This window comes from Rhodococcus sp. GQ147 (genome assembly GCF_059759155.1).
Genome location: NZ_JCAXDU010000004.1, coordinates 166,534 through 179,110, shown reverse-complemented (window position 1 = coordinate 179,110; position 12,577 = coordinate 166,534). Strand labels below are relative to the sequence as shown.

Here is a 12,577-nt window from a genome sequence, read left to right as displayed (position 1 = left end):
CGTACGCCATGAGCGACGAGGAACTGAAGCAGGGCCCCATCCACACCGTGCACGTCGAGCTCGGTGCGACCTTCGCTCCGTTCGGCGGCTGGGAGATGCCGGTCTCCTACGCAGGGACGGTCGCCGAGCACACGGCCGTGCGCGAGAACGTGGGACTGTTCGACGTCAGCCACCTGGGCAAGGCACTCGTCGCCGGACCGGATGCCGCCCAGTTCCTGAACACCACGCTCAGCAACGACCTCACCCGCATCGGTCCCGGCAAGGCGCAGTACACCCTGTGTTGCACCGAGAACGGCGGTGTCGTCGACGACCTGATCGTCTACCACGTCTCCGACGACGAGCTCTTCCTCGTTCCGAACGCGGCCAACACCGCAGCGGTCGTCGAGGCGCTGACCGCCGCGGCACCGGCCGGCGTCACAGTGACGAACCAGCATCGCGACCACGCGGTGTTCGCCGTCCAGGGGCCGAAGGCCGTCGAGGTCCTCGAGGCGCTCGGCCTGCCCACCGACATCGCCTACATGGGCTTCGCCGACGCCGAGTACGAGGGTGCTCCGGTGCGCGTGTGCCGCAGCGGCTACACCGGCGAACGGGGCTACGAGGTGCTGCCGCGCTGGGACGACGCCGAACGCGTCTTCCGCGCCCTGCTCGATGCCGTCCGTGCGCAGGGCGGCCAGGCCGCCGGTCTCGGCGCCCGCGACACCTTGCGCACCGAGATGGGCTACGCGCTGCACGGGCACGAGCTGTCCGTCGACATCTCCCCGCTCGAGGCGCGGGTCGGCTGGGCCGTGGGCTGGAAGAAGCCGCAGTTCTGGGGGCGCGACGCCCTGCTCCGCGAGAAGGAGGCGGGCCCGGCGCGGAAACTGTGGGGCCTGCGGGCACTCGACCGCGGCGTCCTGCGTCAGGATCTGACCGTGCGACGCGACGGCGACGAGGTCGGGCGGACCACCTCGGGCACCTTCTCTCCGACCCTCAAGATCGGCATCGCCCTCGCGCTCCTCGACACCTCCGCCGGACTCGAGCCGGGCGACGAAGTGGCCGTGGACGTGCGCGGACGATCGCTGCGTGCCGAAGTGGTGGCTCCGCCGTTCGTCGAGGACCACACCAGATAACGGTTCTGCGGGCGGTTGTACCATTGTCCCCCATGACAGGTGTCCTCGAATTCGCCCGCGTCCAGCATCCTTCACCGAGCTCTGCGGAGCGGCGACAGGAGGTTCTGTCGAATCCCGGATTCGGGCAGCACTTCACCGATCACATGGTGTCGATCACCTACACCAACGGAATCGGCTGGCACGACGCGAAAGTCGAGCCGTACGCCCCGATCCCGCTCGACCCGGCCGCGATGGTCCTGCACTACGGGCAGGCGATCTTCGAGGGTCTCAAGGCCTACCGGCAGGCCGACGGCAGCATCGCGTCGTTCCGCGTGACCGCCAATGCCGCGCGCATGAACCGGTCCGCGGAGCGGCTCGCGATGCCGTACCTGCCGCCGGAGCTGTTCGTGAAGGCGATCACCGAGCTGGTCGAGGTCGACAACGAGTGGGTTCCCGCCGCCGGCGGCGAGGATTCGCTCTACCTGCGTCCCTTCGCGTTCGCGACCGAGCCGGCTCTCGGCGTGCGGCCCGCGAAGGAGTACAAGTTCCTCGTCATCGCGTCCCCGGCGAGTGCCTACTTCCCGCGCGGCGTGAAGCCCGTCAACGTGTGGCTCTCCCGCGAGTACGTGCGCGCCTCCCCGGGTGGCACGGGCGCCGCGAAGTTCGCCGGCAACTACGCGGCTTCGCTCGTCGCGCAGGCGCATGCCGCCGAGCAAGGCTGCGACCAGGTGGTCTGGCTCGACGCCATCGAGCGCAAGTACGTCGAGGAGATGGGCGGCATGAACCTGTACTTCGTGTACGGGTCGGGTGCCGACGCGCGTCTGGTCACCCCGGAGCTGTCCGGCTCGCTGCTGCCCGGCATCACCCGCGACTCGCTGCTCACCCTCGCCAAGGACTCCGGTCTCTCGGTCGAGGAGCGGCGCATCAGCACCGACGAGTGGCGTGAGAAGGCCGGCAGCGGTGAGATCACGGAGGTATTCGCGTGCGGTACCGCCGCGGTCATCACGCCGGTCGGCAGCGTCAAGGACAAGGACGGCGAGTTCACCATCGCCGACGGCGAGCCCGGCCCCATCACGATGGCCCTGCGCGACACCCTGACCGGCATCCAGCGCGGTACCTTCGCCGACACCCACGGGTGGATGACGACGCTGCGCAAGTGACGTAGCCACGAACGACGACGAAGGGGTGCTGCCGATTCCGGCAGCACCCCTTCGTCGTTTCCGGACGCAGTGCGATCTAGAGGAGCCCCGACGCTGCCACCGCGACGGCGGCGACCGTGCCCTCGGTGACTGCGCCGAGCACGTCGCCGTTCATGCCGCCGAAGCGCGCGACGCAGTGCCGGGCGAAAAGCACCGCGACGACCAGTACCACCGTGACGACGAGCGGTCCCGCCCAGAGCGGACCGGGCAGGCACACGAGCGACAGTGCCACCGCGGCCACCGTCCACACCGTGATCGGCACGACACCCTGCGTCCCCGCCACGAGCGAGCCGAAGCCGCTGCCGGGCGCTGCCGGGACACCGCGCCGGCACGCGACGACCACGGCCACACGTCCCGAGAAGACCGCGAACCCGACCGCCCCCCACGCGTCGGTGTCGACGAGCGCACCGAACGAGGCGGCCTGCAGACCGAGGACGACGACGAGCGCCGCGACACCGAAGGGACCCGCGCCGCCGCTGTGCATCACCTCGCGCGCCCGCTCGGGCGGGCCGTAGCAACCGAGACCGTCGGCGGTGTCGCTCAGGCCGTCGACGTGCATTCCCCGGGTGCCGACCGCCAGCACCCCGACACACACCAGGCCCGTCACCAGTGGTGGCGTCTCGACGGCGGAACCGACCAGGCAGACGGCCGTGGTCGCGGCGGCGAGTACGGCACCGGCGATCGGCGCCGCGGAGATCGCACGTCCGGCGACCGTCCGGTCGATCTCCGACGGGCCTCGCGCGGGCAGGACCGTCAACCACGACAGGGCCAGCGCGACCCCGCCGATCCAGGCGCGGATCATCAGTCCGCGGTCGCCGGAGCGCTCTCGTCGCGGGTGCTCACGCCCGCCTCGGAGAAGGTGGCCATCTGCGCGAGGATCGCGACCGCACCCTGCAGTACCGGCAGCGCCGTCACGGCTCCCGATCCTTCGCCGAGGCGCATACCGAGGTCGACGATCGGTTCGAGTCGGAGATGACGCAGCGCGATGGCGTGGGCGGGTTCGGCCGACCGGTGACCGGACACCCACCAGCGTGCCGCGCCGGGTGCGAGTTCCTCGGCGACCATCGCGGCGGCGGTGACGACGACTCCGTCGAGGATCACCGGCGTCCGGCGGACCGCGGCCTGCGCGAGGAATCCCGCCATCGCGGCGAAGTCCGCGCCACCGGCGGTGCGCAGCAGGGCGACGGGATTGCGTACGTGGGGCCGCGCCCGCCACATGGCGTCGCGGATCGCGGTGACCTTGCGCATCCACCCCGCGTCGTCGACGCCGGTGCCGCGGCCGACCGCGGCCACGGGTTCGGTGGCGGTAAGGGTGGCGATGAGAACGGTTGCAGGAGTGGTGTTCCCGATTCCCATATCGCCCGCGACGAGCAGATCGGCACCTTCGTCGACCTCGCGGTCGGCGAGCGCACGGCCGGCCTCGATCGCGCGGACCGTCTCGTCGTGCGTGAGCGCGTCCTCGCGGTCGATGCTGCCGCTCGAGCGGCGGATCTTGAACTCGGACACCTCGGGGGAGGTGTCGCTCTCGACTGCCATGTCGACGACCCGCACTCCTGCGCCCGCGGCGGCGGCGAGCACGTTCACGGCGGCGCCCCCTGCGGACAGGTTCGCGACCATCTGCGCGGTGACCTCCGGCGGATAGGCCGAGACCCCGTTGCGTGCGACGCCGTGGTCACCTGCGAAGACCACGACCCGCGGTCGGCGGAAGGGATGGGGCGGGACCTCGCCCTGGCAGGCGGCGACCCAGCACCCGAGTTCCTCGAGCCGTCCGAGTGAGCCGGCGGGTTTCGTCAGATCTCGCTGGCGTTCCTCGGCGGCGACGCGTGCTTCGAGATCGGGTAGGTCGACGCGCGGGAACTCGACGTCGGCGGGGGAATCGGAACCGCTGGTCACAGGTCACCTCTCGGACGGATCTTCACGCGAGAACGCTATCAACCGCCCGGTCTGGCAGAAATTCGACGTTATGCGTCATCACTGCCACTTTTCGGCGATCGGGTTCAGTCGGAGGATCGAGACATGATCGAACTCACCGTCACCGTCGTGGTCCTGTCCACCCTGATCATCGGTCTCGAGATGCTCCGCCGGCGGACTGCTCCCGCGCCGGCCTGGGTCCGGCGTGCACCCTGGGGGCTCCACTGGGAACGCCCCGCACAGACGACTCGGCCGCGGCACCGCATGTCGCAGGACATGCAGGCCGCGGCCGAGATCTGGCAGCTACCGCCGGTGGTGTGCGGGTCGCCTCACAACTGAGGGTCGCCGGACGGTCAGACGGCGTCGCCCGGGCCGACCCGGGGGAGCGGTGCACGCAGCTTCTTGATCTGGGAGGCGCGCACGAAGGCGTACCAGCCGAGGCCGAAGCCACCGTCCGTCGAATCCGGGAAGCGCTCGCGCACCTTCCTGTTGACCATGCGCCCGAGGTAGATGCCCTCGATGATCATCAGGAACATCATCACGAACATCGCGAGCGTGACGTACTGCTGCACCACCGGCCCGAGGAACATCGACATGATGAGCACGAGCGCGAGCGGCATGAACAGGCCGACGAGATTGCGCCGGCTGTCGACGATGTCGCGCACGTAGGCGCGCACCGGGCCGCGGTCGCGGGGGAGCAGGTACTTCTCCTCGCCCGCGAGCATCCGGTTGCGACGCTCGGACGCGTCGGCGCGACGCTGCGCGGCGGCCGCCTTGCGCTCCTCCTTGCTCTGCGACTTGCGCGCGGCCTTACGGCGCTCGCGTGCTTCCTTCGCAGTCAGGGGAGCGGGGGCGACGGGACCGCGGCGACGGTTCTCGGCGTCGCGCCGTTTGGGCGTCGGACGCCCCTTACCGGTCGTCGCCTTCGCGGACGCGGAATCGTCGGGAGTCGCGGCCGGGGAGTCCTCGGTCGCAGGAACCTGGTGATCGGCGGAGTCGTCGGAACCACCGCGGCGTAGCAACTTCACACCACCAGGCTATGGGATAGTGGAGAGAAGCGGGAAATTCCGCACGCCATACCACGCTCGGCGCAACTCGTCCACGAGGAATAGATTCCGGCGCGGTACCGTTGAACCATCGGGTTTCGACACGAACGACAGGGAGCGCCCATGACTGTGCAGCAAGAGACCGATACTCACGGCGTCATCCTGACCGAGGCCGCCGCTGCGAAGGCGAAGGCACTGCTCGATCAGGAGGGCCGCGACGACCTCGCACTGCGTATCGCCGTGCAGCCCGGAGGCTGTGCCGGTCTGCGGTACCAGCTGTTCTTCGACGACCGCACGCTGGACGGCGACCTCACGAAAGAATTCGCCGGTGTGACGCTCGCCGTCGACCGGATGAGCGCGCCGTACGTCGAGGGTGCGTCGATCGACTTCGTCGACACCATCGAGAAGCAGGGCTTCACCATCGACAACCCGAATGCCACGGGGTCGTGCGCCTGCGGCGACTCGTTCAACTGAACCGAGAACGCACCTCGGAACCCCGGCGCTTCACGGCGCCGGGGTTCCGTCGTTTCCGCGGTAGTACCGTGGGACCGCTCCGGCTCTCCGTGTGAGCAGCCACACCATCGACATCCGCGGAAAGGCTCAGCCACGTGACCATCGCCGTGACCGGCTCCATCGCCACCGACCACCTCATGCGCTTTCCCGGCCGGTTCGCCGAGCAGCTGCTCGCCGACCAGCTCGCGCACATCTCCCTGAGCTTCCTCGTCGACGACCTCGTCGTCCGGCGCGGCGGAGTGGGCGGCAACATCGCCTTCGCGATGGGTGTCCTGGGCGGAACGCCGGTGCTCGTCGGCGCCGTCGGCGCCGACTTCACCGAGTACCGCACCTGGCTCGAGGACCACGGGGTCGACTGCTCGTCGGTGCGGATCTCGCAGACCGCCCACACCGCCCGCTTCGTGTGCACTACCGACCTGGACATGGCGCAGATCGCCTCGTTCTACCCCGGTGCGATGTCCGAGGCCCGCGAGATCTCCATCGCCGACGTGGTGAGCAAGCACAGCGTCGACCTCGTGCTCGTCGGCGCCAACGATCCCGACGCGATGATCCGGCACACCGAGGAGTGCCGCCGGCTCGGCGTCCCGTTCGTCGCCGACCCGTCCCAGCAGCTCGCCCGCCTGGACGGGCAGCAGGCCGAGCAGCTCATCGACGGCGCCGAGTACCTGTTCACCAACGAGTACGAGTGGGGACTGCTGCTGCAGAAGACCGGTCTCACCGAGGACGAGGTGCAGACGAAGGTCGGCATGCGCATCACCACCCTCGGCGGTGACGGCGCGACGATCGTCGACCGCGACGGCAACCAGGTGCAGGTCGGTGTGGTGCCCGAGCGCGCAAAGGTCGACCCCACCGGTGTGGGCGACGCCTTCCGCGCCGGCTTCCTGCTCGGACACCGCTCCGGTCTGAGCATCGAACGGGCCGCGCAGCTGGGCTCGCTGGTCGCGGTGCACGTCCTCGAGACCACCGGCACGCAGGAGTGGAACTTCGACCGCACCGACGCCCTCAAGCGTCTCGCCGACGCCTACGGCACCGCCGCCGCCGACGAGATCGGCGCGATTCTCGGCGCCTGAGCGGCGGAACACCCGATCCTGGAAACGCGACGGCCGCGAACATCCCTGGGGATGTTCGCGGCCGTCGCGTACGGGTCGGGTGATCAGATCTCGACCGGGTAGGCCGGCTCCTGGATCTGCGGCACGATGCGCTTCTCCACGAAGATGCCGTGCCAGACCATGAAGCACAGCACCGTCCACAGACGACGGCTGTGATCGATCGGGCCGGTCCGGTGCTCGTCGAGCATCTTCGCCACCGCGCCCTTGTCGAGCAGGTGATCGGTCTGCGACTCGGCGATCACCTCGTGCGCCCAGTCGAACAGCTCCGTGCCGGCCAGCCAGTGCCGCAGCGGTACCGGGAAGCCCAGCTTCGCGCGGTGCAGCACGTGTGGCGGGACGATGCCCTCCAGCGCCTGCCGCAGCGCATACTTCGTCGTCTGTTTCGTGATCTTCTGGTCCAGCGGAACCTGCGACGCCACCCGGAACACCTCGGAGTCCAGGAACGGCACGCGCAGCTCGAGCGAGTTGGCCATCGTCATCTTGTCGGCCTTGACGAGGATGTCGCCGCGCAGCCACGTGAACAGGTCGAGATGCTGCATCCGTGCCACCGGATCCCAGCCGGCAGACTGCGCGTAGATCGGGGCGGTGACGTCCTGGTGCGTCCATTCCGGACGGAAGTCGCGCAGCACCGAGCGCAGCTGCGCGTCGTTGAAGCTGCGGGCGTTGCCGTAGTAGCGCTCCTCGAGCGTCATCGAGCCACGGTGCAGCAGGCTCTTGCCTCGGGTGCCCTCGGGGATGCGCTCCGAAAGCTTCCCGGCAGCCCGGCGCAGCGCCGGCGGCAGGAACTCGAACGGACGCAGCGACAGCGGCTCGCGGTAGATCGTGTAACCGCCGAACAGCTCGTCGGCGCCCTCACCCGACAGCACGACCTTGACGTGCTTGCGGGCCTCCCGGGCGATGAACCACAGCGGCACGAGCGCCGGGTCGGCCACAGGGTCGTCGAGGTACCAGATGATCTCGGGGATAGCCGCGGCGAACTCGCTGGGGGAGACCACCCGCACCACGTGCCGGGCACCGATCGCGGCCGCCGACTCTGCGGCGACGTCGACCTCGGAGTAACCCTCCCGCTCGAAACCCGCGGTGAAGGTGATGAGCTTCGGGTTGTGGCGCATCGCCAGCGCGGCGATGGCCGTCGAATCGATGCCACCCGAGAGGAACGACCCGACGGTCACGTCGGCGCGCATGTGCTTGGCCACCGAGTCCTCGAGGGCCTCGGCGATCTCGCGGTAACGATCCTGTTCGCGGCCCGCCACGAACGGCCGGACCGGGAAGGTGGGATGGAAGTATCGCGTGGTCTCCGGCTCGGCGCCGGGCGTGATACGCGCGTAGCAGCCCGACTCGAGGCGGCGGATCCGCCGGTGCAGCGTCTCGGGCTCGGGAACGTACTGCAGCACCGTGTAGTGCTCGATCGCACGAGAATCGAGCTCGGTGTCGATGCCGATCACGTCGGCGAGCTCCAGCAGACTCTTTTTCTCGCTGCCGAAGGCGGTACCGCCGGTGCCGGTCGCGAGGAACAGCGGCTTGATGCCGAACGGGTCGCGGGCGACGAACAGCTCGCGGGTGTGCGTGTCCCAGATCGCGAAGGCGAACATACCCCGCAGGCGCTGGACCGCGCGCACTCCCCAGTGGTGGTAGGCCGCGACGATCGCCTCGCTGTCGCCCTCGGTCGCGAAGGAGGTACCGAACGTCTCGGTGAGCTCCTTGCGCAGTTCGAGATAGTTGTAGATCTCACCGTTGAAGGTCAGCGCGTAGCGGTCGGGCTGCTCCGGCGGGCCCCAGCGCAGCGGCTGGTGCGAGTGCGCGATGTCGATGATCGACAACCGGTTGAATCCGAAGACGAGGTCGGCGTCGTGCCAGGTGCCGTGCTCGTCGGGGCCGCGATGGCGCAGGCAGTGCATCGCGGAGTCCACCTTCGCGACGGCGTCGTCGCTGGTGCCGTCAGTGGTCAGAAACCCGAGCAATCCGCACACGCGTGGGTTACCTCATTCCGGTCGGGGGTGTCGCGAAGAACCCCGGTGGGTGCCCAGCGCGGGACACCGCACCGCGCATGACACCGGGAACTACCACTCGGGGTCCGGCGTTGGTTCTACCGAAGTATGCCGCAGACGGTCGACATCGGGCAGCCGCGCCCGGACGCCACTGACGATCACTCGCCCGACAGGAGAAAACCGACGTCACGAGCCGGGTCTTCCGGTCGAAACGCCCAGTCCGACACTTTCTTCGTGCCCCGGCGATGGATAGCGCCCGGGTTTGGTCTACGCTGCGTAGTAATTGGGCCGGCCCTCCGGGTGTGCCCTAGTGGAATTGCGGCGATCAGGAAGGCGTGAACGTGGCGCAAGGTCGGATCCTTCGGCGGTTCGGGCTCGCAGCATCACTCGGCATTGCAGCCTTGGTGCTGACCGGGTGCTCGAGCGAAGAAATCCTTCGTTTCGGCTGGCCGGAGGGCATCACTCCTCAGGCCGAGCGTATGCGTGAACTGTGGACGTGGTCGGTTGTCGCCGCCCTCGTCATGGGAATTCTCGTGTGGGCACTCACCTTCTGGGTGATCATTGCCTACCGGCGTCGGAAGGACGATCCGGAGTTCCCGCGTCAGACGGCATACAACGTGCCGCTCGAGCTGGCTTACACCGCGGCGCCGTTCGTCGCCGTGTGTGTCCTCTTCTACTTCACGGTCGTGGTGCAGAACTACGTCCTGGAGAAGGAAGACAACCCGAACGTCGTGGTCGACGTGACGGCGTTCCAGTGGAACTGGAAGTTCGGCTACCGGACGATCGATCTGCAGGACGGCACGGCCCCTTACAACGGTATCGACGAGGTCGCCGAGGCGGCAGTCGCACAGGAGCCGTTCGACCCGTCCACCGCGCACGGTGAATCGGGTGAGGAGCACGAGGCTCCGGGAGCGATCCACGGCAAGCCCGCCGAGGACCTGTCCTACCTGCACTACGACAAGATCGAGACGATCGGCACCAGCGAAGAGATTCCGGTGCTCGTTCTTCCCACCGGGAAGCGCATCGAGTTCCAGCTGGCGTCCTCCGACGTCATCCACGCCTTCTGGGTGCCGGAGTTCCTGTTCAAGCGCGACGTGAACCCGAACCCGCGTGAGAACAACTCCGATCCGGTCTTCCAGATCTCCGAGATCGAGCGTGAGGGCGCGTTCGTCGGCCGCTGCGCCGAGATGTGCGGCACCTACCACGCGATGATGAACTTCGAGGTCCGCGCGGTCAGCCCGGAGGACTTCGCCCGGTACATCGAGCTCCGCAAGCCGGTCGAGGACGGCGGCGAAGGCCTGTCGAACGCTCGTGCGCTCGAAGCCATCGGCCAGAGCCCGATCGCGACCTCGACGACTCCGTTCAAGACCGACCGCACGGATCGGTCGGCGACCGTCGCCGCAGGCGAGTGACGGCCACCCCCTCCGACAAGGACAAGTGCTGATATGAAGATCGAAGCCAAGCTCTTCGAGGTCGTGACGGTGTTCTTCGTGCTCGTCGCCATCGTGTACGGCGTGTTCACCGGGCTCTCGGACAAGGGCATCGAATGGGCCGGCCTCACGGCCATCGTCCTCTCCGCCGGTCTGACCCTGATCGTCGGAACGTACTTCCGCTTCGTTGCTCGTCGTCTCGACACCCGTCCCGAGGACTACGAGGACGCCGAGATCAGCGACGGTGCGGGCGACCTCGGTTTCTTCAGTGCGGGTAGCTATTGGCCGATCCTGCTCGCCGGCGCAGCAGCGTTCGCCGCCATCGCACTGGCCTTCTACCAGCCGTGGATGATCGTCCTCGCGGTCGCGCTCATCATCGCGGCAGCAGCCGGCCTGGTGTTCGAGTACCACATCGGACCCGAGAAGCACTGAGCCGGTACCCTCGACCACACGGGCGCCGCACCTTCGGGTGCGGCGCCTGCGTCGTTTCCGTCGTCGTTTCCGTCGTCGTTCTCGAGGTTCAGTTCTTCAGGGAGGCCGACGCGTGGTGAGGACGACCCTCGCGGTCGCTGCGACCGTACGATTCGGATCGTCGGTCAGAGCCTCGAGCGCGTCGTCGGCGGCCGACCCGGGGATCTCCGCGAGTGCCTGCGTGAGACGTAGCCGGGCACCGGCATCGTCCGAGCCGCCGAGCGCGTGCTGCAGCAACCGCACGATCTCGGCGGACGACAGCGGCCGATCTGCGAGCAGGCCGAGTACCTCGGCGGCCTCGACGTCCGACCGGCCCTCCACGATCATCTCTACGAGCACGGGGACGGCCACGTCCACCCCTCGCGCCCCGAGCGTCAGAGCCGCCGTGGAACGTGCTTTGGGATCGGTGTCGTCGAGGGCCCCCTCCAGGAGCCTCGTCGATTCGGGCACACGGAGTTCCGCGAGTGTCGCGATCGCCCGTCGCCGCACCGGCACCTCGTCGGAGTGAAGGCCCTCCGCGAGTGCCGGCAGCGCAGCGTCGAATGCCTCCGCTGCTCGGGCGAGCGACCAGCGCAGCGCGCCGGCGACGAACGGATCCTCCTCTGACAGCGCCGCCCGGACCAGCGCTGCGACCGGCAGCGTCGTGTCCTCGTCCTGGGACAGGATCGCCTGCTGGCGGCGGGAGCCGGAATCGGATTCGAACGCGCGCAACAGCGCGACGAGGCGCAGGACGTCGTCCCAGCCGCTGGGGGAGGCCGAGTCGACGCCTTCGAGACGAGCGAGGAGTTCGGTCTCGGCGGCGATCCGTTCGCGCGTGTGCCGGATCAGCTCCTGCACCAGATCCGCCGGAGCGAAATCCGGTTCCCCCAGCGCACGTCCGACCTCGTTCAGCGACAGGCCGAGACTCCGGAGACTCTCCACGTGGAAAAGCCTCCTGAGGTCGTCCTCGGTGTACTCGCGGTAGCCGCCCGAGGTACGGCCAGTCGGCGTCACCAGCCCCAGGCGGTCGTAGTGCCGCAGCATGCGGCTGCTGACACCGGAGCGCCGCGAGACCTCACCGATCAGCACCGGCTCACTCCCGGATACCGTCGGCGCCGAGTGCGGCGACGCGTTTCGCCGACTCCACAGAGAGGACGAACGCGCTGTCGGGGTCGACGCGGATCCGTTCGGTGGCCTCCGCGTGAGCGCGGACGTGCGGGTCGGGGCTGTTCATCGCCGTGTCCAGGACCGGCGCCGCGGCCTCGTCGAGTGCCGCGAGAGCGCGACCGAGGCTCAGTTGTAGGTCGCGGTCGCCGCGGCCCAGTTCGGCGCCGAGAGCCGCAGCGAGGCCGCTTTCCGAGCCCGGTGGCACGAGAGCGACCGCCGCGCGCCACGCGCTGCGTGCCACCTCGTCGTGCTCGTCGTGGAGCATCCCCGAAACCTTCGGCCATGCGACGGGATCGCCGATCTTCGACAACGTGTGCAGGGCCTGACTGCGTGCCTGTGAGACATCCGAACCGAGCTCGGCGAGCAGACGCGGCACGGTCACCCCGGCCGGCAGACGGCACAGCGCCCAGGTCAGCATGTCGCGGACGAAGAAGTCCGGCTCCACCGCGCACCGGTCGACGAGAGCGGTCACCGTTCCGGGATCGGGTGCGGTACCCGACTCGAGTGCGGCGCGCAGACGCACGGAGGCGTCGTCGGCGGACAGGGCCTCGACGAGGCGGGTGGACAGGGCCTCGACGAGGCGGGTGGACGGGTCCTGATGTGTGCGCATGGGAGGCACCTCCTTCACGACCCATTCGAGCGCTTGTCACAGTGTCAAGGTCAAGACGTACGCTCC

General features: G+C 68.8%; 13 protein-coding genes. 7 read left to right on the top strand and 6 right to left on the bottom strand.

What is annotated here, in order from left to right; all coding sequences use genetic code 11:
* Positions 1-8: 8 nt before the first annotated feature.
* Together gcvT and AC6CID_RS06815 are read left to right on the top strand one after the other, a co-directional pair.
* On the top strand, positions 9-1,109 hold the full coding sequence (gcvT, locus tag AC6CID_RS06820; RefSeq protein ID WP_064061307.1) for a glycine cleavage system aminomethyltransferase GcvT: 1,101 nt from the start codon (positions 9-11) through the stop codon (positions 1,107-1,109).
* 32 nt (positions 1,110-1,141) lie between these two features.
* On the top strand, positions 1,142-2,248 hold the full coding sequence (locus AC6CID_RS06815) for a branched-chain amino acid aminotransferase (RefSeq protein ID WP_498353721.1): 1,107 nt from the start codon (positions 1,142-1,144) through the stop codon (positions 2,246-2,248).
* Between the two features lie 76 nt (positions 2,249-2,324).
* On the opposite strand, the gene AC6CID_RS06810 is transcribed toward AC6CID_RS06815, so the two are convergent.
* Together AC6CID_RS06810 and cobT are read right to left on the bottom strand one after the other, a co-directional pair.
* A complete protein-coding gene (locus AC6CID_RS06810; protein ID WP_064061305.1) occupies positions 2,325-3,089 on the bottom strand; it encodes an adenosylcobinamide-GDP ribazoletransferase in 765 nt (254 codons plus the stop codon).
* Entirely contained in the window at positions 3,089-4,180 is a 1,092-nt protein-coding gene (gene cobT / locus AC6CID_RS06805; protein ID WP_064061304.1) for a nicotinate-nucleotide--dimethylbenzimidazole phosphoribosyltransferase, read from the bottom strand. Before cobT ends, AC6CID_RS06810 begins: the two co-directional genes overlap by 1 nt.
* 123 nt (positions 4,181-4,303) lie before the next feature.
* On the opposite strand from cobT, the gene AC6CID_RS06800 reads away from it, so the two are divergent.
* Positions 4,304-4,537 (top strand): hypothetical protein, encoded by a 234-nt coding sequence (locus AC6CID_RS06800; protein ID WP_121209167.1) that lies wholly within the window; start codon positions 4,304-4,306, stop codon positions 4,535-4,537.
* 14 nt (positions 4,538-4,551) lie between these two features.
* Here the strand turns inward: AC6CID_RS06800 and AC6CID_RS06795 are convergent, their stop codons facing one another.
* Positions 4,552-5,226 (bottom strand): DUF3043 domain-containing protein, encoded by a 675-nt coding sequence (locus AC6CID_RS06795; protein WP_024101301.1) that lies wholly within the window; start codon positions 5,224-5,226, stop codon positions 4,552-4,554.
* 141 nt (positions 5,227-5,367) lie between these two features.
* On the opposite strand from AC6CID_RS06795, the gene AC6CID_RS06790 reads away from it, so the two are divergent.
* Positions 5,368-5,718 (top strand): HesB/IscA family protein, encoded by a 351-nt coding sequence (locus tag AC6CID_RS06790; RefSeq protein ID WP_006554400.1) that lies wholly within the window; start codon positions 5,368-5,370, stop codon positions 5,716-5,718.
* Positions 5,719-5,852: 134 nt separating this feature from the next.
* Positions 5,853-6,827 (top strand): carbohydrate kinase family protein, encoded by a 975-nt coding sequence (locus AC6CID_RS06785; RefSeq protein ID WP_033097585.1) that lies wholly within the window; start codon positions 5,853-5,855, stop codon positions 6,825-6,827.
* An 83-nt stretch (positions 6,828-6,910) separates the two neighbouring features.
* Here the strand turns inward: AC6CID_RS06785 and asnB are convergent, their stop codons facing one another.
* Positions 6,911-8,836, bottom strand: a complete 1,926-nt coding sequence (gene asnB, locus AC6CID_RS06780; RefSeq protein ID WP_121209168.1) for an asparagine synthase (glutamine-hydrolyzing) — start codon at positions 8,834-8,836, stop codon at positions 6,911-6,913.
* Positions 8,837-9,189: 353 nt separating this feature from the next.
* Here asnB and ctaC point away from each other — a divergent pair, with 353 nt between their 5' ends.
* The gene (gene ctaC / locus AC6CID_RS06775) at positions 9,190-10,266 is read left to right on the top strand and encodes an aa3-type cytochrome oxidase subunit II (RefSeq protein WP_006554397.1); all 1,077 of its coding nucleotides are present in this window, start codon (positions 9,190-9,192) and stop codon (positions 10,264-10,266) included.
* 33 nt (positions 10,267-10,299) lie between these two features.
* On the top strand, positions 10,300-10,716 hold the full coding sequence (locus AC6CID_RS06770; protein ID WP_006554396.1) for a cytochrome c oxidase subunit 4: 417 nt from the start codon (positions 10,300-10,302) through the stop codon (positions 10,714-10,716).
* Between the two features lie 96 nt (positions 10,717-10,812).
* On the opposite strand, the gene AC6CID_RS06765 is transcribed toward AC6CID_RS06770, so the two are convergent.
* Both AC6CID_RS06765 and AC6CID_RS06760 read right to left on the bottom strand, forming a co-directional pair.
* Positions 10,813-11,823, bottom strand: a complete 1,011-nt coding sequence (locus tag AC6CID_RS06765) for a MerR family transcriptional regulator (protein WP_064061301.1) — start codon at positions 11,821-11,823, stop codon at positions 10,813-10,815.
* A 4-nt stretch (positions 11,824-11,827) separates the two neighbouring features.
* A complete protein-coding gene (locus AC6CID_RS06760; RefSeq protein ID WP_498353720.1) occupies positions 11,828-12,511 on the bottom strand; it encodes a HEAT repeat domain-containing protein in 684 nt (227 codons plus the stop codon).
* Between the last annotated feature and the right edge of the window lie 66 nt (positions 12,512-12,577).

Coding starts and splice junctions, on each gene's coding strand:
- AC6CID_RS06760 (WP_498353720.1), bottom strand. CDS start 12,511: ATGCGCACACATCAGGACCCGTCCACCCGCCTCGTCGAGGCCCTGTCC.
- AC6CID_RS06790 (WP_006554400.1), top strand. CDS start 5,368: ATGACTGTGCAGCAAGAGACCGATACTCACGGCGTCATCCTGACCGAG.
- AC6CID_RS06810 (WP_064061305.1), bottom strand. CDS start 3,089: ATGATCCGCGCCTGGATCGGCGGGGTCGCGCTGGCCCTGTCGTGGTTG.
- AC6CID_RS06800 (WP_121209167.1), top strand. CDS start 4,304: ATGATCGAACTCACCGTCACCGTCGTGGTCCTGTCCACCCTGATCATC.
- AC6CID_RS06815 (WP_498353721.1), top strand. CDS start 1,142: ATGACAGGTGTCCTCGAATTCGCCCGCGTCCAGCATCCTTCACCGAGC.
- AC6CID_RS06770 (WP_006554396.1), top strand. CDS start 10,300: ATGAAGATCGAAGCCAAGCTCTTCGAGGTCGTGACGGTGTTCTTCGTG.
- gcvT (WP_064061307.1), top strand. CDS start 9: ATGAGCGACGAGGAACTGAAGCAGGGCCCCATCCACACCGTGCACGTC.